Origin of the sequence: Bacillus sp. Hm123, from assembly GCF_051842975.2 — a bacterium.
In the GTDB taxonomy this organism is placed as follows: domain Bacteria; phylum Bacillota; class Bacilli; order Bacillales; family Domibacillaceae; genus Bacillus_CE.
This window is the reverse complement of record NZ_CM200277.1, coordinates 245,001-265,689: the sequence shown is the minus strand read 5'-3', so window position 1 is coordinate 265,689 and position 20,689 is coordinate 245,001. Positions and strand designations below refer to the sequence as shown.

The window sequence follows — 20,689 nt, the reverse complement described above, 5'->3', positions numbered from 1 at the left end:
TTTGTGTCGATGGTAGGTTTGTGATTATCGCTCCTGTTATGGCGCCTCTCATACGTGAACTAGAACTAAGTGAAACTCATTCGGGATTGGCGCAACTCATTAACGGTAGCCCTTTAGTCATCCTACTTATTTGCAGCAAGTGCCTTGTTAAAGCCAATATGACAGCGTGTGGCGAAACGTTCGTTGTAATCTTCAAACTGCGTGACATTGACGATTGCTGTTGTAAACTTATTCATAGGGAAGGCCTCTTTTCTAGGATTGGTTGTGGTGACTTAATTCTATCAAGAAAAGGTCTTCCTTTTTACATGGAATTTTTCAGCTACACAAATTATTTTATACTCTCGATACTTGGCTGTTTAGATTTAAAAATAATCCCCCTTACCCCATAAACCATTCAAGTTTTTAGTCAATTTTCTGAATCTATATAGTAAAATAGTTAGAGGAAATTGATTATAATGACCTAAAGAAAGGAATCCGATTACTGTGCAGCTGACTTTAACTTTTGTCATTTTAGGGATTACGATTGCTTTGTTTATGACGAATCGTCTGCGGACGGATCTTGTAGCGATTCTCTCTCTGCTTGCCTTTGTCTTAGTTGGCATTTTAGATCCAACGGAAGCTTTTGCTGGTTTTTCTAATTCTGTTGTGATTATGTTAGCTGGCTTATTTATCGTGGGAGCTGGAATTTTTCGGACAGGCCTCGCGCAAATGGCAGGAAATCTTCTTCTTCGTTTTTCAGGGGATAGCGAGAAGAGATTATTTATTTTGCTGCTCGTCATTGTCGCTTGTGTCGGTGCTTTTTTAAGTAATACGGGAACGGTGGCTTTAATGATGCCGATCGTTGTAAGTATTGCGATGAGTATGAATAGCAGTCCATCTAAATATTTAATTCCATTATCTTTCATGGCTAGCTTTTCTGGAATGTTAACGCTTATCGCCTCCCCGTCTAACTTAATTATTAGTCAAAGTCTTGTTGATCACGGCTATGAGAAACTTGGTTTATTCGACATCACGCCAATTGGGGTTCTCGGTTCTATCGTCGGAATCATTTATTTATTTCTCGTCCGCAACCGATTGCTTCCTAACGAAAAAAATAACAATCAATCAAAGGCTGAACATAAGCTATCCCCTAAACAGCTTGCCCTTGATTATCAATTAGGTGATCGTTTATACCGAGTAAATGTACCCAATGATTCAGAAATGATCGGCAAGCGATTAGCACAATTGAAAATTCCGGTTAATTATCAATTATGCATCTTGCAAATTCGGCGAAAATCAACGGATGGCATTAACCTTTTGCCGGTCACTTATCAAGAAATGGCCGGTCCAGGAAGCATTATTCAACTGAAAGACTCGCTTTATATTCAAGGCTCTCTCGAAAATGTCCAAAAATTAGTGAAAGATTATTCATTAATTTTAGAAGATGAGCATTCAGAAGCAGGCGAGCTCGTATCAAAAGAACTCGGTATTGCTGAAGTGCTACTAACTCCTCATTCTAGCCTAGTTAATAAAACAGTGAGAGATATTGGCTTCCGTGAAAAATATAACTTAAATATTATTCGGATTAATCGCCAAGGCGAGCATGTGTTAAAACAAACATCTAAACAACGACTTCGCTTCGGTGATGCCCTATTAGTCCAAGGGGCATGGAATGAAATTGAATTGTTGGCGAAAGAGACGAAAGATGTCGTCGTCATCGGGCAACCGAAGGAACACGCCAGCATGGCAGCGGCTAGCGGAAAAGCTGCGATCGCTGGTGGAATTATGCTATTGATGATTTTATCGATGGTGTTTGAAGTGTTCCCTGCCGTTATCTCCGTATTAATCGCTGCTGTATTAATGGTTGTGACGGGATGTGTTCGAAATATGGATGATGCCTATAGTCGAATCAACTGGGAAAGCATCGTCTTAATTGCAGCGATGTTACCGATGGCCACCGCCTTAGATAAAACTGGTGGGATGACAATTCTTTCAGAAGGAATTGTTCAATCGCTCGGTGGGTTTGGAGCGATGGGTGTGCTTGCAGGCATTTATTTTTTAGCGATGGTGTTCAGCCAATTCATTAGTAATACCGCTACAACGGTGTTATTTGCCCCTATTGCTATCAACGCTGCGCTGAGCTTAGATGTCAATCCTACTACGATGTTGGTGGCGGTAGCCGTTAGTGCCAACATGGCGTTAGCTACACCTGTTGCTTCTCCGACAAACGCACTTGTGATGACAGCGGGAGGCTATAAGTTCATGGATTTTGTGAAAGTAGGCGTACCATTACAACTAATTATGATGATCGTCATGATGATTATCATCCCATTGTTCTTCCCGCTATAACAAAAATTAAAATTTTCAAAAAAGTGTTTGACAATAATACTAAAGCACTTTATTATAAAGACCATACCTTTTAAAAACCTTTTAAAACACATTTGAATAATTGGAATTTATCACGAGTGACTGAGGGATAGGCCCGATGACGTCCAGCAACCCCCATATGATGGGAAGGTGCTAATTCCTACAGAATGATTTCATTCTGAAAGATAAATCGACCGTTTCTTAAACGATGCTTCTTTCAGATATGGAAAGAAGCATTTTTTGTATTTTCAAGAAATTTACCAATAGATAAGAGGGATTCCTTATGTTAGAGATTCAGAATCTTACAAAAATATATGAAACAAAAAAGAAACAAGTAAAAGGCGTTGATAATGTATCACTCACGATCCAAAAAGGTGAGGTTTTCGGCATTGTCGGTTACTCAGGGGCAGGAAAAAGCTCCCTTCTACGCTGTATTAATTTATTAGAGCGCCCTACAAGCGGTAGCATCATCGTCGATGGGCAAGATTTAACGAAATTAAGCAGCGTTGCCTTACGTCAAGCTCGCTTGAAAATCGGCATGATCTTTCAACATTTCTATCTCATTAGTCAAAAAACGGTCGGTGAAAACATCCGTTTCGCTTTAAAAGCAGCGAATACACCGAAAGAAACAATTGATCATCGAGTACGTGAACTATTAGACATGGTCGGTCTCTCTGAAAAAATTGACGTCTACCCTGCCCAGCTTAGCGGCGGACAAAAACAACGAGTAGGCATTGCGAGAGCCTTAGCTAACAATCCGTCGATCTTACTTTGTGATGAAGCCACCTCCGCACTTGATCCGAAAACAACGGTATCGATTTTGCGATTACTAAAAAAAATCAATCGTGAACTGAATATCACCATCGTTCTCATTACGCATGAAATGGACGTTGTGAAGGAAATTTGTGATCGCATGGTCATCATGCAAGACGGAAAAGTGATTGAGGAAGGTTCAGTGTACGATATTTTCGCGAATCCAGACAAGCCGCTAACAAAGGAATTCATTAGTAGTGTCGTATCGTTTGACTTACCGCCATCGATTGTACATAGCGTCACAGGAAAAATCGTGAAAGTGTTGTTTAAAGGTGAAGTCGCTGGTGAAGGAGTCATTTCCGATATGCTTCAAAGCTTTGACGTCCGTGGGAATTTCCTACACGGCACCATTGAATACATTCAAGAAAAGCCACTAGGAATCTTCCTGATGGAATTACAAGGACAAGAAGACAGCATCGCCAAAGCACAATCCTATATGGAAAGTCGTGGCGCTTATGTGGAGGTGATTGAGCATGCTATTTGATGTCCAACATTTCATCGAGATGCTGCCAGACATTTGGAAAGCGTTTGGTGAAACCCTGTTAATGATCGGAATTTCTTTAAGTATTTCACTCATTGTCGGTTTACCGCTTGGCATTATTTTATTCGTCACCGACAAAGGTCTCTTCTGGGAGAACCGCTATGTGAAAGGAATTCTAGGCTTTATCGTCAATATGGTTCGCTCCATTCCGTTCATTATTTTACTAGTGGCCTTATTCCCTTTAACTAAATTAATAGTCGGAGATACGATTGGGCCGATCGCAGCAAGTGTATCTTTATCAGTAGCAGCGATTCCATTTTTCGCTCGCCTTGTCGAAACCTCTTTGCGAGAAATTGATAAAGGTGTCATTGAAGCTTCGATTGCCGTGGGAGCAACCCCTTGGATGATTATTAAAGATGTGTTATTACCTGAAGCAAAATCAAGTGTTATCCAAGGAATTACACTAACGATTATTAGTCTCGTTGCCTACTCTGCGATGGCAGGTATCATCGGCGGTGGCGGCATCGGAGATTTAGCGATTCGCTTCGGCTATTACCGCTACGACAATACGATCATGATTGCTACCGTCGTCATTTTAATCATCATCGTACAACTGATTCAACAAGCGGGAGATTTAATTGCTAAAGCCATCGATAAAAGATAAAAAAGGAGAAAATAACATGAAAAAATTTTTACTAGCAGCACTTGCATTAATATTGATTACTGCGCTAGCAGCTTGCGGTGGAAAAGATGACACGAGCAAATCAGCTGGAGACAGCAAGGAAATCAAGCTTGGAGCAACAGCGGGGCCCTATAGTGATATGTTGCAAAAAGCGATCATTCCTCAACTAGAGGAAAAAGGCTACAAAGTGGAACTCGTTGAATTCAGTGACTACGTTCAGCCAAACAAAGCATTAGACGCTGGTGACATCGACGCTAACCTATTCCAACATACGATTTACCTTGAAAACTTCGCGAAAGAAAACAATATGAAACTAACTGATTTAATCATCGTCCCGACTGCACCAATGGGCTTCTTCTCTAAAGAATATCAGTCGATTGATGATATTAAAGATGGTGCTCGCGTAGCGATTGCTAACGATCCATCAAACGCTGCACGTACACTGCTTTCTTTGCAAGAACAAGGTTTAATTAAAATTGATCCGAACATTGAAGAACTAAAAGCATCAGAGAAAGATGTGATTGAAAACCCGAAAAACCTACAGCTTCAACCGATTGAAGCAGCTGGCCTGCCACGCGCAATCGAAAGTGCAGACATTGCCGCTGTTCCTGGTAACTTCGCTTTAGCCGCAGGACTAGACTTGCAAAAGGCCTTATTTTTAGAAAACATGCCTGATAAATTCCGTAACATTGTGGCGGTAAAAGAAGAAAACAAAGACTCCCAGCTATCAAAGGATATCATCGAAATCGTTGAATCAGCAGAATTTGAAAAAGTGGTTGATGCCGAATTCAAAGGTTTCGGTAAACCAGAATGGATGCAAAATCGTTAACCACTAACTTTAAACTGTCGACAAATCCCTTGAACTAGGATTTGTTGACAGTTTTTCGTTTTTCTCTACTATATAAAGACACTATTCATTCCTCCACAAATTCCGACAAAAATTTATATAACTTTACGCCAATCTCCTTTCTCCGAGTCACCAATGAAATCGATCTTTTTTCTCCAAAATTAGTAATAGGTAATGTAAAAATCTGTTGGTGACTAACATGTTTCACTAGCATTTCTGGTGAAATCGTGATCCCCATTCCAGCCGATATCGCTCCAAAAACAAAATCTCCAAAAGCTACTTCACTTACGATGTTTGGTTTATAACCTAGTGATTCGATTTGATTAACAATCCGCTTTCTCGTATCACATGGAGCTTGATGAACAATCAATGGCTCTTTACACAAATCAGCAAGTTCTACAGTTTCCCTTGATTGGAAAGGATGTCCTGATGGCAAAACAGCACAATAAGGCTCCGTAAACAATTCACAACTCCATAATGAGCTTTTCGTATAGAGGCTATCAATAAAGACAGCATCTAGCCTTCCCTCCTGCAATGACCTGACCAATTCTTCAGACGTGTTTTGCATCATTAAATGGATCGGTCTACCTAGAAAGTTAAATCCTTTAATTCTCGACGGTAAATAATAAGTGGCCAAGCTAGGTAAACTTCCGATCGCTATTGGATGATCTTGACGAAATGTCCACAATTCTCGACGAATGTCATCTAATTCTGCCATAACAGGTTTTATCCGAGCATAGAGTCGTTCTCCCGCTTCTGTCAGTTCGACCCCTTTAGACGTCCGATGAAATAATAAGACATCTAGTTCATTTTCTAAATGGCGAATATGTTTACTTAATGCCGGCTGAGAAATGTTATTTACGTTGGCTGCTTTCGATAAACTTTTTTGGTTAGCAGCCTCGACAAAGCTTTGTAACCAGTCTGTATTCATTTGTCATTCCCCTCAAACGCTATAACGTTTTGTTATATCCTTCTAACACAATGATCGTTCTTTTTCATTTGATAAAATGATATTTTTTTACACATAGATATCATTTCAAGTATAACATATCGTTTTACCCACTATTTTTACACATGAAAGGAGCGGTCATATGAGAAATGTTTTCTTCCTCACGATAGGTATGTTCACCCTTGGGTTCGATGCCTATATCATTGCTGGTCTACTTCCTGGAATAAGTGCAACCTATGAGAAAAGTGCTTCACAAGTAGGCCAAGCCGTCAGCATCTTTACGTTGTTTTATGCTGTATCAGCTCCACTTTTTGCTTCTCTTCTAGCTGGAAAACCGATTAAAAAGGTTTTATTATTTTCCATATTGATGTTTGGGTTTGCCAATGCATGGAGTGCTTTAGCTCCGAACTTCACTATATTCTTACTATCAAGAGCGATCGCCGGAATGACAGCTGGATTATTTTCACCATTAGCCGTAGCAGGGGCCGCTTCACTAGTTCCTTTAGAGAAAAAGGGACGCGCATTAAGCTTAACCATTGGAGGCATGAGCATGGGAACGGTGCTAGGAGTTCCGATCGGTCTATATATTGCTAATCTATTTAATTGGCAATTGACCATGTGGATGGTCGTCCTACTTAGTTGCCTTGCTACTGTGTGCCTATTCAAATTCCTACCTGAAATTCCTGTTAGTCCACCACCTGCGATAAAAGAAAGATTATCCATGTTCACGGATAAAAGAGTGGCGATAACAGTCTTCATTACGCTTTGTGCCAGCATTGCCAGTTTAGGTTTATATACATATTTGTCCCCCTTCCTACAGGATTTTGCTTCCACTATCAATCTAACAATTTACTTATGGTCTTGGGGGTTAGGTGGGTTAGTTGGAAGTTTATCGATAGGTTATGTCATCGATTACTTTAAAAAGCCGAAAACATTAATGGTGATCATTTTAACGACATTAACCGTCGCTATTATCTGCCTGCCGTTGCTAATCCATGTACCGCTTTTGAAATATGTGCCGTTTTTTATTTGGGGAGCGATGGGCTGGGCGTCCCAAGCGCCTCAGCAACATATTTTGTTATCTTATCAACCGAAACAAGGGAGTACAGCCATTGCTTTGAATAGTTCTATTAATTATTTAGGAAGCTCAGTAGGGTCTTCATTGGGTGGTTTAGTGATTTCCTTGGAGATAGGAACAATCGCATTGATTTATTTGGCGGTTCTATTTATGGGGATCTCTCTCTGTCTCCAATTTTATAGCATGAGAAAATTTAGCCAGCCCTCCTAACAGCCCAAACTAAAAAAGCCGTGCAAACACACGGCTTTTTCACTCTTACTTAGTCCATATTTACCCAAACGCTCTTTACTTCTGTGAAGTTATCTAAAGCATAACTTCCCATTTCGCGTCCGATACCAGACTGTTTGTATCCACCAAATGGAGCGGCTGCATCAAATACATTGTAAGCATTGATCCATACAGTTCCAGCTTGTAATTTATGAGCAACGCTATGCGCTTTTTTCAAATCTTGTGTCCAAATACCTGCTGCTAATCCGTACTCAGAGTTGTTCGCTTTCTCTACTAAATCATCGATATCATCAAACGGCATCGCTGCAACTACTGGGCCAAAGATTTCTTCATTCGCAATCTTCATTTTGCTATCAACGTCTGCGAAGATCGTTGGCGATACGAAGTAACCTTTATCAAACGGAATCGTACCGCCTGTTAATACTTCAGCACCTTCTTCAATTCCTTGATCAATGTAGCCTTTTACTCGCTGTTGTTGCGCCGCAGAGATTAAAGGTCCCATTGTTGTATCTAAATCTAAACCGTTTCCTTGTTTAACAGATTTCGCAGCTGTTGTTAAGTCTGCCATGACGTTATCGTACATTTTCTTTTGTACGAATAAACGGCTTCCTGCACAGCATACTTGACCTTGGTTAAACATAATACCCATTAACGCTCCTGGAATCGCTTTCGTTAAATCGGCATCTGGTAAAATAATGTTCGGTGATTTACCACCAAGCTCAAGCGTCACACGTTTCATTGTATCAGCAGCTGATTTCATAATTGCTTTACCAACTGGTGTGGAGCCTGTGAAAGCAACCTTATCTACTAACGGATGATCAACGATTGGTTGTCCAGCTGTTTTACCGTACCCTGGAACGATGTTGACAACCCCGTTAGGGAAGCCTGCTTCTTCCATCAATGTCGCTAAGTATAGAGCTGATAAAGGTGTGTTTTCTGCTGGTTTAAGAACAACCGTACAACCAGTCGCAAGTGACGCCCCTAACTTCCAAGCAGCCATTAATAATGGGAAGTTCCAAGGAATAATTTGACCTACTACCCCAACTGGCTCATGACGAGTGTACATGAAGTAATTTCCTTGTACTGGAATCGTTTGACCAACAATTTTCGTCGACCAGCCAGCAAAGTAACGGAAATGTTCAATAGCTAACGGTACATCCGCATTTAATGTCTCTTGAAGTGGCTTACCATTATCTAATGTATCTAGTTGAGCAAGCTCTAGTTTATTCTCTTCCATTAAATCTGCTAACTTATAAATTAAGCGGCTTCTTTCCGCTGATCCCATTTTTGACCAAGCACCATGATCAAATGCTTCTCTTGCTGCACGAACGGCTAAATCGATATCTTCTTCCACTGCTTCTGCTACAACAGCTAATACTTCACCTGTTGCCGGGTTCAGCGTTTCGAAAGTTTTTCCAGATACGGAATCCACGAATTCACCATTAATATAAAGTTTTTTCAAACCATCTAAAAACGAAACTACTTTTGGACTTAATTGACTTGTCATAAGTTGAACGCTCCTTTTTATATGGAAACTATGAATCAACTAGATTATACACTTCTAATATTTGATAAAACAAGTAAATAGTACTAATCATTTAGTTTCTTTATACCAATTATTCCTGTATATTTACAGGGGTAATTGATATAAAGAAAAAAACTCTTTTTCCTTAAAACAGGAAAAGAGCTTTTTCACTTCATACTATTTTACAAATCGAAAATTATACCAATAATCGAGTAAATAATGACCGTCGAAAACAGGACAGTCATATGGATCAACGAATACAGAAACAGCGATTTCGCCCATTTCTCCGAATCCATTTTTTGATAACCCGATACACTTAACACTAGCCAAATGACACTTAAAAGCAGTGCCACCAGCGTAATTCCTAAACTTAATGACATAAACAGAAAGCTTGTCGCAATCAAAATGACTAAATAAACATTCGTTTGAATATAAGTGCGTCTAAAACCTTTCACAACAGGTAACATTGGAACATTAGCTGCTTTATATTCATCATGTTTGCGAATGGCTATCGCATAGAAATGCGGCATTTGCCAAATGATCATAATAATGAACAGACCAAGGCTAGCCGGATGTGTGATATCTGGATGAACAGCCGCCCAACCAATTAGCGGAGGCATTGCTCCAGAAATACTCCCAACCTCCGTATTATAAATCGTTCGACGTTTCGTCCACATCGTATACGGAACAACGTAAAAAAACAAACCTAAAAACCCTAGAAAGGCTGCTAGTGGAGAAGCTAAAGCAAGTACCCCTATTCCAAGGATCGTCATCCCAATCCCGATCCACAGAACAGCTTTCAAATTGATTTCACCCGTTACAGTCGGTCTCGTTTTTGTTCGTTCCATCACCGCATCAATGTCACGATCATATAGATTGTTAAAAGCTCCTGCGGCTCCCATAATTAAAGCGGAACCAATGATCGCAAAAATCATTTCGGGGATATGTTCCACTAGTCCCATGTCATACGTATATAAAGCCAATGTTAGTCCTGCAAACATCGGAATCAAATTAGATTTAATAATCCCGGTCTTAACCGTCTGTGCCAAAATGGTTGACCAAGACTTGGCCGATGTTGTTACAGAAGCTGTTTGATCCTTTTTATCCATCTTCAATTCACTTCGCATGATTTTATTATTCATTCCTTTTTATCATTTCACACCTTCTTCGATTTTATCATAAAACCTCACACATTCGTTGATTCATTCTTTCATTATATTATCAATATAAGCATAAACCTTCATACAATTGTCATTTCGTTCAATAAGTTCACATAAAATACACTTTTATCTGCATTCTTTTCAGTGAAATCAGAAGGAAATTCTTTTATCTTTCTGATCCAAACAAGCTATGATATGATGACAGCATAGTACAACGTATTTTGAACAAGGGGTTGTTTACGATGCATCAAGAGACACATTCGGTCGATGCCATCCAAAAAATATTAAAAGAGTGGAAAGGCTTTTTTATTCCTTATCAAATGGCATTAAACGAGCTAGAAAGTGATTTCAAAATTATTGATTTAGAGTGGAAAACAGCACATGGCTACTCCCCCATTGAACATTTGAAAACGCGAATGAAAACCGTCTTTTCATTGGTCGATAAAGTTGAAAGTAAGAACATCCCATTAACGCAAGAAGCCGTTGAAAAGGAAATACGGGATATTGCTGGCGTCCGTATTGTTACTAGCTTTATCGATGATGTCTACATGCTGAAGGAACATATTGAACAGCGTGAAGATACTCGAATCCTTCGCGTCAAAGATTATATTAAAGAGCCAAAGAAGAGCGGCTACAAAAGCTTGCATCTAATTATCGAAACACAAGTCATTTTATCTAAGCAAGTATTATGGGTTCCCGCTGAAATCCAAATTCGCACTTCTGCAATGGATTTTTGGGCCTCAACAGAACATAAACTCAACTACAAATATCAAGGAGAAGTGATACCAGCAGAAGCTCAAAAACAATTAGTCGAGCTATCAAAAGCTTCCTTTGCGTTAGATAAAGAAATGTCGAAATTAAGAAATCAACTATTATCTAAATAAGAGTTTTGAGCAGTTTCACCTAGTTGAAACTGCTCTATTTTCTTTCTATCTACGCCATCTTTCTTTGCTGCAACAAAAATACAGCTAAACCGATTAAAATAAGAGCGATACCGATTCCTTGCTGAACAGAAATGACTTCACCTAAAATGAAATAAGCGAGGATACAAGTGCCAATCGTTTCTCCTAGTATACTCATCGAAATAACAGAAGTACTTAACCATTTCAGCAACCAATTAAACACCGTTTGTCCCAAAATCGTCGCGATAAACGCTAGTCCAATAAAAGACCACCACGTTTGAGCCGAATAATCGATAAAGGAGGCTTGCTGGCTAAAGGCAAACAAGCTTAAAAATACAGCACTGCTCGCATAGCCAATGATTGAATAAGGAACGAGCGACAAGCTTTTACGAACATGCTGCCCCACAAAGAAATAAGCGGTAATTACACCAGCTGCAATAAAAGCTAAAATATCACCAAACAACGCCTCGCCACTCACTTGAAAATCTCCCCAACCAATAACGATGCTTCCAGCAATGGCAACGAGAAAGCCGACAATTGCTCCTTTACTAAAACGCTCCTTAAATAAAAAATACCCGCCTACCATCGAAAACAATGGCTGTAACGTCACAATAACCGTCGAGCTTGCTACCGATGTATAATTTAATGATTCAAACCATAACACATAATGAGCGGCTAAAAATAAGCCCGATAATAGCCCCAGCCCCCATTGTTTTTTAGACAATGATCGCAACTCTTGACGATTCTCTTTATTCATTAATAAAAACGGCAAAAGAATCAACGTAGCAAAAAAGAGCCGATAAAAGGCGGTAATAGCTGCCGGTGCATCTGCTAATTTCACAAAAATCGCGGAAGTTGATAAAGCAAGTACCCCAAAAAATAACGCTACATAAGAAATAAACGGTGATTTCAATCCTGTTCCCCCTAAGCTGTCATGACCAATAATAAAAACACTCTAATAAACAGTATAAAATTTTTATGGCTTTTTCAAAAGGAGTAATAGTTGAACTAGAAGGCAGAGAATACTTTTTATTAGAAAGATAAAAGAGCCGACTAGAAGTTGAATCATTGACTTCTAGTCGGCTCCCTGTCTTATCAACCAAGAGAACTGCAAATTTCAATATAGTTTCCATCAGGATCTGCTACGTACGCAACTACTTGTCCCCAAGGTTTCGCTACTGGCTCCACAAGAATTTGAACACCTTGCTCTCTCAATTTTTCAATCATTGCTTCTACATCATCTACGACAAACCCCAACTCAAACGTTTGTGACACGCCCTGTTTAGGGATGCTCAAGCCCGTAATCTCTTGAACATCTTCTCTTGTATTTATCGCTAAAATCGTCGAGCCGGTTTCAAACTCAACATAAGTTTCATGTTCACCACGAATCGGTAAACCTAAAATATCCTTGTAAAATGTCATAGACCTTATATGATCGGAAACGTATAAAATCACATACCTCATGTTCAAGTTCAATTGAATCCCTCCTACGTTCATTTTTTAATAGCTTCGTCAAGGAGTTACATTTTACCTATCATCAAAATGTTAAGAAGGTTACTTAAATTCACCTTTATGTTTTCTTCTCTATTATGTTTGTTGCTTATGCTTAATTAACATGTATTATTGCCTATAATACACCTTACCCTCTAACTCTTTAAGAGTGACCGGATAAATAGTAATCGTTCCCCCATCCTTAATCAACCCATCGTCTCCAAACTCAGAATCAGAGTTTAATACCACTGTAAAAGAAGGATTTTTCTCATCCCCTGTTATTACAATCGAAAAAATTCCTTGTTGTTCTGAATCGTCATCACTGTAATAGTAAAGTTGGCCATCTTTTGCATAAATAATTTCACCTGTATCGTACATAAAGTAGTTTTGAGGGTTATCTTGTTCAAACCATTTGCCAGTCAAGCTAACAGCTACATTTTGATAGGAAACATAACTCGAACTTCTAAAATTAAAAATACTTTGGTGTAAAGCGCCTTTTTCATTAACTTGGTATGTCACAACAGCAGTATCTCCACTGACCCAGTCGATTTTATACGTTTCTTCTTCAAGGGTCTTATATGTAGAACTTCCCATTAATGTAGCTACTTTTTTCCCAAAGAAAAAGCCTCTACGCTTTATTCTAATTGTCTCGTTACTCATTTTTTTATATTCTTTTAGAATTACTTCATGTTGGTTGTCCTTTGACTTTGACACCACCACATTTATATCACCCATATAATAGAAAAATGTAGAATTACTCACCAACAATATTAGACCCAGCATTATTTGAAGCCATCTAACAAAGCGATTTTTACTGTACAACAATAGAAAAATAATTATAATTACATAATTGGTTATATAAAAGATCCAATCGTGAATTAAATAGTAGCCTATCGGAGCAGCAACTCCAATTATTAACCCTTGAAAAACCATCAGCACTATGGCTATCCAACATAACATTATTTTCATTTTTCGATTCCTAATCATAGACGTATCACCTACAATCCAAACCGCGTTATAATTTCATGATAAATTGCATCGTTCATATCTACATAGTCCCAAGTTACACCTGTATTTACACTGCGATAAACTAACATTTCTTCTTGTGCTGTTCCGTTATTTTTAATGGCAACAAGGTACCCCGTTCTAGCATCATTTAAGAAATCAATGTACATCTCATCATAACCATTTTGTAAATCATGAGTAGCTGTCTGAGATATACTACCAACACTCCAATACTCACTTGGATTATCGGTCGTAATAATGCTTATATTTTCTGAACCACGCCCACCGTATACAATGGTGATTTCTTCACTTGATACGTAAATATTGCTTTGTGAAATAGTATCTAGATATTCACTGATACGGGCATATCCTAGTTGATCATCATCCGGGACTTGCACCCAAGTCTTCCCCTTGTTAGTTGTAACATAGAGCTTGTCCTCATATATGGTGTAGTTTTTGTCATATTCCACAGGTAAAGTCGTCTCTTTAGTACCGGATATACCATGTGAGATCATACGATCAATATCTTCTGGCTTTCGTTGGTTCTCTTGAATGTCCTTCGTAACAAATGGATTTTCTGGAACATAATAAGCATTTTTATCTTCTATGATGCTTTTGCTCACTTTGATTGTACAAAAAGTAATTATGCCACTAACTAAGCAAATGAAAATTATTTTTGAAAACTTCATAATTCTGTACACCTCCATATATTAGAAAGGACAGATATCTCACAGCTGAACATAAAAATCCCCTGCTGTTCTTGAATTATTTTCCTAGCATAAGTGTCCTCAAAAGCAAAAGAGTCCATCCCCGAAAAAATATCTAGTAGCTAAAGAAGATCACACCTTCTTTATTAGATATCTTTTTGGAGTCAGACCCTATTAAACCAGCATTTACGCCTTTTTCACAAATTCCGACTTTAATTTCATCGCACCGAAACCGTCAATTTTGCAATCAATATTATGATCGCCATCTACTAAACGAATGCTTTTTACTTTCGTCCCGATTTTTAATGTGGATGAACTTCCTTTTACTTTAAGATCTTTAATGACAGTAACAGAATCACCATCTTTTAAAATGTTGCCATTCGCATCTTTGACAACTTTTTGATCTTCATGATTTTCTTCTTCTGATTGTAACGTCCACTCATGCGCACATTCTGGACAGACAAAAAGGTTTCCATCCTCGTATGTATACTCTGAATTACATTTTGGGCAGTTTGGTAAATTCGACATAAATTTAACTCCTCCAGTCGTTATTGTTCATTCTCTCACTATACATTAACCCTCTACCATAAAGCCACCTTTTCATTAGAAAAAGCACTCTACCATCTAGATAGAGTGCTCCGCAATTATGTCCTCTAAGCAACTTCTTCAACAAACGTCGTATTAATGAACTCTAGGCCACTCGTATGTCGGAAAGTTGGCAGTGGATTTTGGTCGATAAAACAAGAAAGCCCTTGGCAATGGAAATTCATTGCACATATCTCCTTGTTCTTCTCCTTTTTCACTGTTTTCGCAAAATAGCGTATTTCATCAAGTAACCGTTCATATTCTTCCATTTCATTTAAATAAGACATATGTATTTCCGCTAAAATGTCTAATCGGTTTTCATGTGTCTTCATGATTAAAGTAGCTGTCCAGGCGTCATGAACATTAGATTCTGCACGAAATCCATAAATCCCTTCACAAATCCGAAAAATTGTCCACAAAGCTCCTCACTCCTTTGGTTGAATCATTTCTTCTGGACGAACGAACTCATCAAATTGTTCTTCTGTTAATAAGTTTAGTTTCAACGCTGCTTCTTTTAACGTTAACCCTTCTTTATGTGCCAGTTTCGCAATAGCTGCTGCGTTTTCATAACCGATATGAGGATTTAATGCAGTCACAAGCATAAGCGAGTTTTCTAAGTTTTGCTGAATAACTTCTAAATTCGCCTCAATTCCAACAGCACAATGCTTATTAAATGACTCCATAGCATCAGCTAAAAGCCGTACAGATTGGAGGAAATTATAAATAATCACCGGTTTAAATACGTTTAACTCAAAGTTTCCTTGACTTGCGGCCATACCGATCGTCGTATCATTGCCCATCACTTGGCAAACAACCATCGTTAACGCCTCACTTTGCGTTGGGTTGACTTTGCCCGGCATAATGGAACTTCCTGGTTCATTCGCAGGAATTACAATCTCTCCTATGCCACAACGTGGACCGCTAGCTAACCATCTAACATCATTAGCTATTTTCATTAAATCAGCTGCTAACGCTTTTAACGCACCGTGTACATAAACAATCTCATCATGACTCGTTAAAGAATGAAATTTGTTAGAAGCCGTGACAAAAGCTTTCTCCGTTAGTTGACTAATTTGTTCAGCTGTCATTTCTCCGTATTTTGGATGAGCATTAATCCCTGTACCTACAGCCGTTCCACCAATAGCTAATTCCCTCATTGGCTCAACACTATCTGTAATCATTTTCTCTGTTTTTTCAAGCATACGAACCCAACCACTAATCTCTTGTCCTAACGTCAACGGAGTGGCATCTTGCAAATGAGTTCGTCCAATTTTAATAACATCAGCAAACTCTTCTACTTTCTTCTCTAATGTTTCTTTCAACTGACGCAGCATTGGCAACAATTGATCTTCAACAGCCAATACACCTGCTATATGCATCGCTGTTGGAAAGGTATCATTAGAGCTTTGTGATTTATTCACATCATCATTCGGATGAACCGTAACATTCTCATTCATGTCTGATAATAGCTCATTCGCGCGATGAGCGATGACTTCATTGACGTTCATATTCGATTGTGTTCCGCTTCCTGTTTGCCAAACGACAAGTGGAAAATGATCATCTAGCTTTCCTTCTAAAATTTCATCTGCTGCTCGCACGATGACTTCTGCTTTCACAGACTCAATCTTTCCTAATTTCTCATTAACTAGAGCAGCACTTTTCTTTAGGATCGCAAATGCCTCAATGACTTTCTTAGGCATCTGTTCCGTTCCTATTTTAAAATTTTGACTACTGCGCTGGGTTTGAGCCCCCCACAATTTATCTATTGGAACTTGAATTTCTCCGATCGTATCCTTTTCTATTCTGAATTCCATTTTGTCTTCCTCCTGTACTCGTTTACTAATGATTATTTTCACAAAATAATAAATCTATTCTTTTGCATAACTATGCTATTTAATATATTCATCATCGTTGTCACGATATAACACCATATTAATTGATTATGATTATCATTGTCAACTTATTGGTGTCATATTTTACAAACTATTAACTTCCAATGCAAAAAAACGTGTCTTGAGCTAATTGCTCAAAACACGTTTTTTTATGAAAATAAAAATGTGCAAAGGATTTTTATATCCTTTGCACATTTCTTCGATAAATATTTAACTCCGCAGGCAAGATTCGAACTTGCGACCGATCGGTTAACAGCCGATAGCTCTACCACTGAGCTACTGCGGAAAAAAGTGGGCCTGAATGGACTTGAACCATCGACCTCACGCTTATCAGGCGTGCGCTCTAACCAGCTGAGCTACAGGCCCATTTAAAATTAAATGGAGCGGGTGATGAGAATCGAACTCACGACATCAGCTTGGAAGGCTGAGGTTTTACCATTAAACTACACCCGCATGGATGAAAATGGAGGCGGCAACCGGATTTGAACCGGTGATAAAGGTTTTGCAGACCTCTGCCTTACCACTTGGCTATGCCGCCCTTTAAAAGGGATGGCTGGGCTAGAAGGATTCGAACCTTCGCGTGACGGAATCAAAATCCGCTGCCTTACCGCTTGGCTATAGCCCATTAATTACATATGGGGCGACCGAGGGGAATCGAACCCCCGAATGTCGGAACCACAATCCGATGCGTTAACCACTTCGCCACGATCGCCATAAATAGTATTAAGTTTAAATTGGCAGGGGCAGTAGGAATCGAACCCACACTGGAGGTTTTGGAGACCTCTGTTCTACCGTTAAACTATGCCCCTATCAAAACTGGTGGAGGGGGACGGATTCGAACCGCCGAACCCTGAGGGAGCGGATTTACAGTCCGCCGCGTTTAGCCACTTCGCTACCCCTCCATATTTTAATTTAAAAAGGCATATATTAAAAAAATGGTGGCTCAGGACGGAATCGAACCGCCGACACATGGATTTTCAGTCCATTGCTCTACCAACTGAGCTACTGAGCCAAGAATATTATATAAATGGCGGTCCGGACGGGACTCGAACCCGCGACCTCCTGCGTGACAGGCAGGCATTCTAACCAACTGAACTACCGGACCATTTATTGCGGGGACAGGATTTGAACCTGCGACCTTCGGGTTATGAGCCCGACGAGCTACCAGACTGCTCCACCCCGCGACGTTATGGATAAAATATGGCGGAGGAAGAGGGATTCGAACCCCCGCGCGGTTTAACCCGCCTGTCGGTTTTCAAGACCGATCCCTTCAGCCAGACTTGGGTATTCCTCCATATTTCAATAGCGGCGGAGGGGATCGAACCCCCGACCTCACGGGTATGAACCGTACGCTCTAGCCAGCTGAGCTACACCGCCATGTATTGTATATTAAATTGGTGGAGCCTAGCGGGATCGAACCGCTGACCTCCTGCGTGCAAAGCAGGCGCTCTCCCAGCTGAGCTAAGGCCCCATGTCGTTATTTTTAGAGCTTCAAATGGTCGGGAAGACAGGATTCGAACCTGCGACCCCTTGGTCCCAAACCAAGTGCTCTACCAAGCTGAGCTACTTCCCGCTTGAATAATTAATGGCGCGCCCGAGAGGAGTCGAACCCCTAACCTTTTGATCCGTAGTCAAACGCTCTATCCAATTGAGCTACGGGCGCATAAAAGTGGTGCCGAGGACCGGAATCGAACCGGTACGGTAGTCACCTACCGCAGGATTTTAAGTCCTGTGCGTCTGCCAGTTCCGCCACCCCGGCATTTTTATGGAGCGGAAGACGGGATTCGAACCCGCGACCCCCACCTTGGCAAGGTGGTGTTCTACCACTGAACTACTTCCGCGCTTGAACAAGATATTCTGAATTATGTTTTCATCATAAGATGTAACAAATTTTAACAGAATACCGTTACAATGATGCGGGTGAAGGGAGTCGAACCCCCACGCCTCGCGGCGCCAGATCCTAAGTCTGGTGCGTCTGCCAATTCCGCCACACCCGCATAAAAGTGAGCCATGAAGGACTCGAACCTTCGACCCTCTGATTAAAAGTCAGATGCTCTACCAACTGAGCTAATGGCTCAAAATAATATTTTTAAAAGTGGTGCCGGCAAGAGGACTTGAACCCCCAACCTACTGATTACAAGTCAGTTGCTCTACCAGTTGAGCTACACCGGCATACGTAAGTAATTCATGGTGGAGGATGACGGGATCGAACCGCCGACCCCCTGCTTGTAAGGCAGGTGCTCTCCCAGCTGAGCTAATCCTCCAAATGGTGACCCGTACGGGATTCGAACCCGTGTTACCGCCGTGAAAGGGCGGTGTCTTAACCGCTTGACCAACGGGCCTACTTTAATCGCCTGGCAACGTCCTACTCTCACAGGGGGAACCCCCCAACTACCATCGGCGCTGAAGAGCTTAACTTCCGTGTTCGGTATGGGAACGGGTGTGACCTCTTCGCTATCGCCACCAGACTATAAAGTTTGAAAGAGTTGTTCTTTCAAAACTGGATAATAAGTATTGTAACCTTGCAAATCGCCTAGGAAAAGTCCTCGATCGATTAGTATTCGTCAGCTCCACGTGTCGCCACGCTTCCACCTCGAACCTATCTACCTGATCATCTTTCAGGGATCTTACTAGCTTGCGCTATGGGAAATCTCATCTTGAGGGGGGCTTCATGCTTAGATGCTTTCAGCACTTATCCCGTCCGCACATAGCTACCCAGCGATGCCTTTGGCAAGACAACTGGTACACCAGCGGTGCGTCCATCCCGGTCCTCTCGTACTAAGGACAGCTCCTCTCAAATTTCCTGCGCCCGCGACGGATAGGGACCGAACTGTCTCACGACGTTCTGAACCCAGCTCGCGTACCGCTTTAATGGGCGAACAGCCCAACCCTTGGGACCGACTACAGCCCCAGGATGCGATGAGCCGACATCGAGGTGCCAAACCTCCCCGTCGATGTGGACTCTTGGGGGAGATAAGCCTGTTATCCCCGGGGTAGCTTTTATCCGTTGAGCGATGGCCCTTCCATGCGGAACCACCGGATCACTAAGCCCGACTTTCGTCCCTGCTCGACTTGTAGGTCTCGCAGTCAAGCTCCCTTGTGCCTTTACACTCTGCGAATGATTTCCAACCATTCTGAGGGAACCTTTGGGCGCCTCCGTTACTTTTTAGGAGGCGACCGCCCCAGTCAAACTGCCCACCTGACACTGTCTCCCACCCCGATCAGGGGTGCGGGTTAGAAGTTCAACACAGCCAGGGTAGTATCCCACCAACGCCTCCACGTAAGCTGGCGCTCACGCTTCAAAGGCTCCTACCTATCCTGTACAAGCTGTGCCAAAATTCAATATCAGGCTACAGTAAAGCTCCACGGGGTCTTTCCGTCCTGTCGCGGGTAACCTGCATCTTCACAGGTACTATAATTTCACCGAGTCTCTCGTTGAGACAGTGCCCAGATCGTTACGCCTTTCGTGCGGGTCGGAACTTACCCGACAAGGAATTTCGCTACCTTAGGACCGTTATAGTTACGGCCGCCGTTTACTGGGGCTTCGGTTCACACCTTCGCTTACGCTAAGCGCTCCCCTTAACCTTCCAGCACCGGGCAGGCGTCAGCCCCTATACTTCGCCTTGCGGCTTCGCAGAGACCTGTGTTTTTGCTAAACAGTCGCCTGGGCCTATTCACTGCGGCTCCTCGGGGCTATTCACCCCAAAGAGCACCCCTTCTCCCGAAGTTACGGGGTCATTTTGCCGAGTTCCTTAACGAGAGTTCACTCGCTCACCTTAGGATTCTCTCCTCGCCTACCTGTGTCGGTTTGCGGTACGGGCACCTTTTACCTCGCTAGAGGCTTTTCTTGGCAGTGTGGAATCAGGAACTTCGGTACTATATTTCCCTCGCCGTCACAGCTCCGCCTTGATGATGACGGGATTTGCCTCGTCATCGGCCTAACTGCTTGGACGCGCATTTCCATTCGCGCGCTTACCCTATCCTCCTGCGTCCCCCCA

16 protein-coding genes, 23 tRNA genes, 2 rRNA genes, 1 pseudogene and 1 riboswitch (1 of these 43 running past the window's edge) are annotated in these 20,689 nt (G+C 41.2%); of the genes and pseudogenes, 6 read left to right on the top strand and 36 right to left on the bottom strand.

The genetic code is table 11. The annotated features are described in order from the left end of the window. Nucleotides 1-122 precede the first annotated feature (122 nt). A pseudogene (locus ACSVDJ_RS01620) lies at nucleotides 123-254 on the bottom strand (IS256 family transposase); the annotation flags it as partial. A 223-nt stretch (nucleotides 255-477) separates the two neighbouring features. On the opposite strand from ACSVDJ_RS01620, the gene ACSVDJ_RS01615 reads away from it, so the two are divergent. From ACSVDJ_RS01615 to ACSVDJ_RS01600, 4 genes are all read left to right on the top strand, one after another. Continuing rightward, nucleotides 478-2,328: an SLC13 family permease gene (locus tag ACSVDJ_RS01615; protein WP_439170469.1), complete on the top strand. Its 1,851-nt coding sequence runs from the start codon at nucleotides 478-480 to the stop codon at nucleotides 2,326-2,328. A gap of 104 nt (nucleotides 2,329-2,432) precedes the next feature. Continuing rightward, nucleotides 2,433-2,538: riboswitch (SAM riboswitch) on the top strand. Between the two features lie 91 nt (nucleotides 2,539-2,629). Further along, nucleotides 2,630-3,643, top strand: a complete 1,014-nt coding sequence (locus ACSVDJ_RS01610; RefSeq protein WP_439170444.1) for a methionine ABC transporter ATP-binding protein — start codon at nucleotides 2,630-2,632, stop codon at nucleotides 3,641-3,643. Continuing rightward, nucleotides 3,633-4,304 carry a methionine ABC transporter permease gene (locus ACSVDJ_RS01605; RefSeq protein ID WP_439170445.1) on the top strand — a complete coding sequence of 224 codons (672 nt, stop codon included), beginning with the start codon at nucleotides 3,633-3,635 and terminating at the stop codon, nucleotides 4,302-4,304. The genes ACSVDJ_RS01610 and ACSVDJ_RS01605 overlap by 11 nt, the downstream gene beginning before the upstream one ends. A gap of 16 nt (nucleotides 4,305-4,320) precedes the next feature. Further along, complete coding sequence (locus ACSVDJ_RS01600; protein ID WP_439170446.1) at nucleotides 4,321-5,151, top strand: MetQ/NlpA family ABC transporter substrate-binding protein; 831 nt, start codon at nucleotides 4,321-4,323, stop codon at nucleotides 5,149-5,151. 85 nt (nucleotides 5,152-5,236) lie between these two features. Here ACSVDJ_RS01600 and ACSVDJ_RS01595 read toward each other — a convergent pair whose 3' ends face one another. Then, nucleotides 5,237-6,100, bottom strand: coding sequence for a LysR family transcriptional regulator (locus ACSVDJ_RS01595; protein ID WP_439170447.1), 864 nt, complete (start codon nucleotides 6,098-6,100; stop codon nucleotides 5,237-5,239). 160 nt (nucleotides 6,101-6,260) lie between these two features. Between ACSVDJ_RS01595 and ACSVDJ_RS01590 the strand changes: the two genes are divergently transcribed. Then, nucleotides 6,261-7,406 carry an MFS transporter gene (locus ACSVDJ_RS01590; protein ID WP_439170449.1) on the top strand — a complete coding sequence of 382 codons (1,146 nt, stop codon included), beginning with the start codon at nucleotides 6,261-6,263 and terminating at the stop codon, nucleotides 7,404-7,406. Nucleotides 7,407-7,455: 49 nt separating this feature from the next. Here the strand turns inward: ACSVDJ_RS01590 and ACSVDJ_RS01585 are convergent, their stop codons facing one another. Together ACSVDJ_RS01585 and cyoE are read right to left on the bottom strand one after the other, a co-directional pair. Further along, on the bottom strand, nucleotides 7,456-8,931 hold the full coding sequence (locus tag ACSVDJ_RS01585) for an aldehyde dehydrogenase family protein (RefSeq protein WP_439170451.1): 1,476 nt from the start codon (nucleotides 8,929-8,931) through the stop codon (nucleotides 7,456-7,458). 200 nt (nucleotides 8,932-9,131) lie between these two features. After that, on the bottom strand, nucleotides 9,132-10,058 hold the full coding sequence (gene cyoE, locus ACSVDJ_RS01580; RefSeq protein WP_439170471.1) for a heme o synthase: 927 nt from the start codon (nucleotides 10,056-10,058) through the stop codon (nucleotides 9,132-9,134). Nucleotides 10,059-10,351: 293 nt separating this feature from the next. On the opposite strand from cyoE, the gene ACSVDJ_RS01575 reads away from it, so the two are divergent. After that, complete coding sequence (locus ACSVDJ_RS01575) at nucleotides 10,352-10,993, top strand: GTP pyrophosphokinase (RefSeq protein ID WP_439170452.1); 642 nt, start codon at nucleotides 10,352-10,354, stop codon at nucleotides 10,991-10,993. Nucleotides 10,994-11,042: 49 nt separating this feature from the next. Here the strand turns inward: ACSVDJ_RS01575 and ACSVDJ_RS01570 are convergent, their stop codons facing one another. The 32 genes from ACSVDJ_RS01570 to ACSVDJ_RS01415 form a co-directional block, all read right to left on the bottom strand. Next, nucleotides 11,043-11,924: a DMT family transporter gene (locus ACSVDJ_RS01570; RefSeq protein WP_439170453.1), complete on the bottom strand. Its 882-nt coding sequence runs from the start codon at nucleotides 11,922-11,924 to the stop codon at nucleotides 11,043-11,045. Between the two features lie 182 nt (nucleotides 11,925-12,106). After that, nucleotides 12,107-12,487 (bottom strand): VOC family protein, encoded by a 381-nt coding sequence (locus tag ACSVDJ_RS01565; protein ID WP_439170454.1) that lies wholly within the window; start codon nucleotides 12,485-12,487, stop codon nucleotides 12,107-12,109. A 144-nt stretch (nucleotides 12,488-12,631) separates the two neighbouring features. Beyond that, entirely contained in the window at nucleotides 12,632-13,489 is an 858-nt protein-coding gene (locus ACSVDJ_RS01560) for a hypothetical protein (RefSeq protein WP_518619827.1), read from the bottom strand. Nucleotides 13,490-13,500: 11 nt separating this feature from the next. Continuing rightward, nucleotides 13,501-14,196, bottom strand: coding sequence for a hypothetical protein (locus tag ACSVDJ_RS01555; RefSeq protein WP_439170456.1), 696 nt, complete (start codon nucleotides 14,194-14,196; stop codon nucleotides 13,501-13,503). A gap of 204 nt (nucleotides 14,197-14,400) precedes the next feature. After that, the gene (locus tag ACSVDJ_RS01550) at nucleotides 14,401-14,742 is read right to left on the bottom strand and encodes a zinc ribbon domain-containing protein YjdM (RefSeq protein ID WP_439170457.1); all 342 of its coding nucleotides are present in this window, start codon (nucleotides 14,740-14,742) and stop codon (nucleotides 14,401-14,403) included. A 125-nt stretch (nucleotides 14,743-14,867) separates the two neighbouring features. After that, nucleotides 14,868-15,218, bottom strand: coding sequence for a hypothetical protein (locus ACSVDJ_RS01545; protein WP_439170458.1), 351 nt, complete (start codon nucleotides 15,216-15,218; stop codon nucleotides 14,868-14,870). A 6-nt stretch (nucleotides 15,219-15,224) separates the two neighbouring features. Next, entirely contained in the window at nucleotides 15,225-16,613 is a 1,389-nt protein-coding gene (gene fumC, locus ACSVDJ_RS01540) for a class II fumarate hydratase (RefSeq protein WP_439170459.1), read from the bottom strand. A gap of 292 nt (nucleotides 16,614-16,905) precedes the next feature. After that, a tRNA-Asn gene (locus ACSVDJ_RS01535) sits at nucleotides 16,906-16,977 on the bottom strand. Nucleotides 16,978-16,983: 6 nt separating this feature from the next. Then, nucleotides 16,984-17,057: transfer RNA gene (locus ACSVDJ_RS01530), tRNA-Ile, on the bottom strand. Nucleotides 17,058-17,070: 13 nt separating this feature from the next. Then, a tRNA-Gly gene (locus ACSVDJ_RS01525) sits at nucleotides 17,071-17,144 on the bottom strand. Nucleotides 17,145-17,155: 11 nt separating this feature from the next. Beyond that, a tRNA-Cys gene (locus ACSVDJ_RS01520) sits at nucleotides 17,156-17,229 on the bottom strand. A gap of 12 nt (nucleotides 17,230-17,241) precedes the next feature. Further along, a tRNA-Gln gene (locus tag ACSVDJ_RS01515) sits at nucleotides 17,242-17,316 on the bottom strand. Nucleotides 17,317-17,327: 11 nt separating this feature from the next. Continuing rightward, nucleotides 17,328-17,403 (bottom strand) — tRNA-His (locus ACSVDJ_RS01510). Nucleotides 17,404-17,426: 23 nt separating this feature from the next. Beyond that, nucleotides 17,427-17,500: transfer RNA gene (locus ACSVDJ_RS01505), tRNA-Trp, on the bottom strand. A gap of 8 nt (nucleotides 17,501-17,508) precedes the next feature. After that, nucleotides 17,509-17,593, bottom strand: a tRNA-Tyr gene (locus ACSVDJ_RS01500). A gap of 34 nt (nucleotides 17,594-17,627) precedes the next feature. Then, a tRNA-Phe gene (locus ACSVDJ_RS01495) sits at nucleotides 17,628-17,703 on the bottom strand. A 16-nt stretch (nucleotides 17,704-17,719) separates the two neighbouring features. Then, nucleotides 17,720-17,796: transfer RNA gene (locus ACSVDJ_RS01490), tRNA-Asp, on the bottom strand. 5 nt (nucleotides 17,797-17,801) lie between these two features. Beyond that, nucleotides 17,802-17,875 (bottom strand) — tRNA-Met (locus ACSVDJ_RS01485). A 17-nt stretch (nucleotides 17,876-17,892) separates the two neighbouring features. Further along, nucleotides 17,893-17,985 (bottom strand) — tRNA-Ser (locus tag ACSVDJ_RS01480). Nucleotides 17,986-17,994: 9 nt separating this feature from the next. Then, nucleotides 17,995-18,068, bottom strand: a tRNA-Met gene (locus ACSVDJ_RS01475). A gap of 18 nt (nucleotides 18,069-18,086) precedes the next feature. Then, nucleotides 18,087-18,162, bottom strand: a tRNA-Ala gene (locus tag ACSVDJ_RS01470). Between the two features lie 25 nt (nucleotides 18,163-18,187). Next, nucleotides 18,188-18,264: transfer RNA gene (locus tag ACSVDJ_RS01465), tRNA-Pro, on the bottom strand. 13 nt (nucleotides 18,265-18,277) lie between these two features. Next, nucleotides 18,278-18,354 (bottom strand) — tRNA-Arg (locus ACSVDJ_RS01460). Between the two features lie 7 nt (nucleotides 18,355-18,361). After that, a tRNA-Leu gene (locus ACSVDJ_RS01455) sits at nucleotides 18,362-18,450 on the bottom strand. A 7-nt stretch (nucleotides 18,451-18,457) separates the two neighbouring features. Further along, a tRNA-Gly gene (locus tag ACSVDJ_RS01450) sits at nucleotides 18,458-18,532 on the bottom strand. Nucleotides 18,533-18,606: 74 nt separating this feature from the next. Continuing rightward, a tRNA-Leu gene (locus ACSVDJ_RS01445) sits at nucleotides 18,607-18,688 on the bottom strand. 7 nt (nucleotides 18,689-18,695) lie between these two features. After that, nucleotides 18,696-18,768, bottom strand: a tRNA-Lys gene (locus ACSVDJ_RS01440). 19 nt (nucleotides 18,769-18,787) lie between these two features. Then, nucleotides 18,788-18,863, bottom strand: a tRNA-Thr gene (locus ACSVDJ_RS01435). A gap of 16 nt (nucleotides 18,864-18,879) precedes the next feature. Next, nucleotides 18,880-18,955, bottom strand: a tRNA-Val gene (locus ACSVDJ_RS01430). 3 nt (nucleotides 18,956-18,958) lie between these two features. Then, nucleotides 18,959-19,033: transfer RNA gene (locus ACSVDJ_RS01425), tRNA-Glu, on the bottom strand. 10 nt (nucleotides 19,034-19,043) lie between these two features. Beyond that, nucleotides 19,044-19,159 (bottom strand): 5S ribosomal RNA (rrf, locus tag ACSVDJ_RS01420). A 66-nt stretch (nucleotides 19,160-19,225) separates the two neighbouring features. After that, nucleotides 19,226-20,689: ribosomal RNA gene (locus ACSVDJ_RS01415) — 23S ribosomal RNA — on the bottom strand; it runs 1,469 nt beyond the window's last position.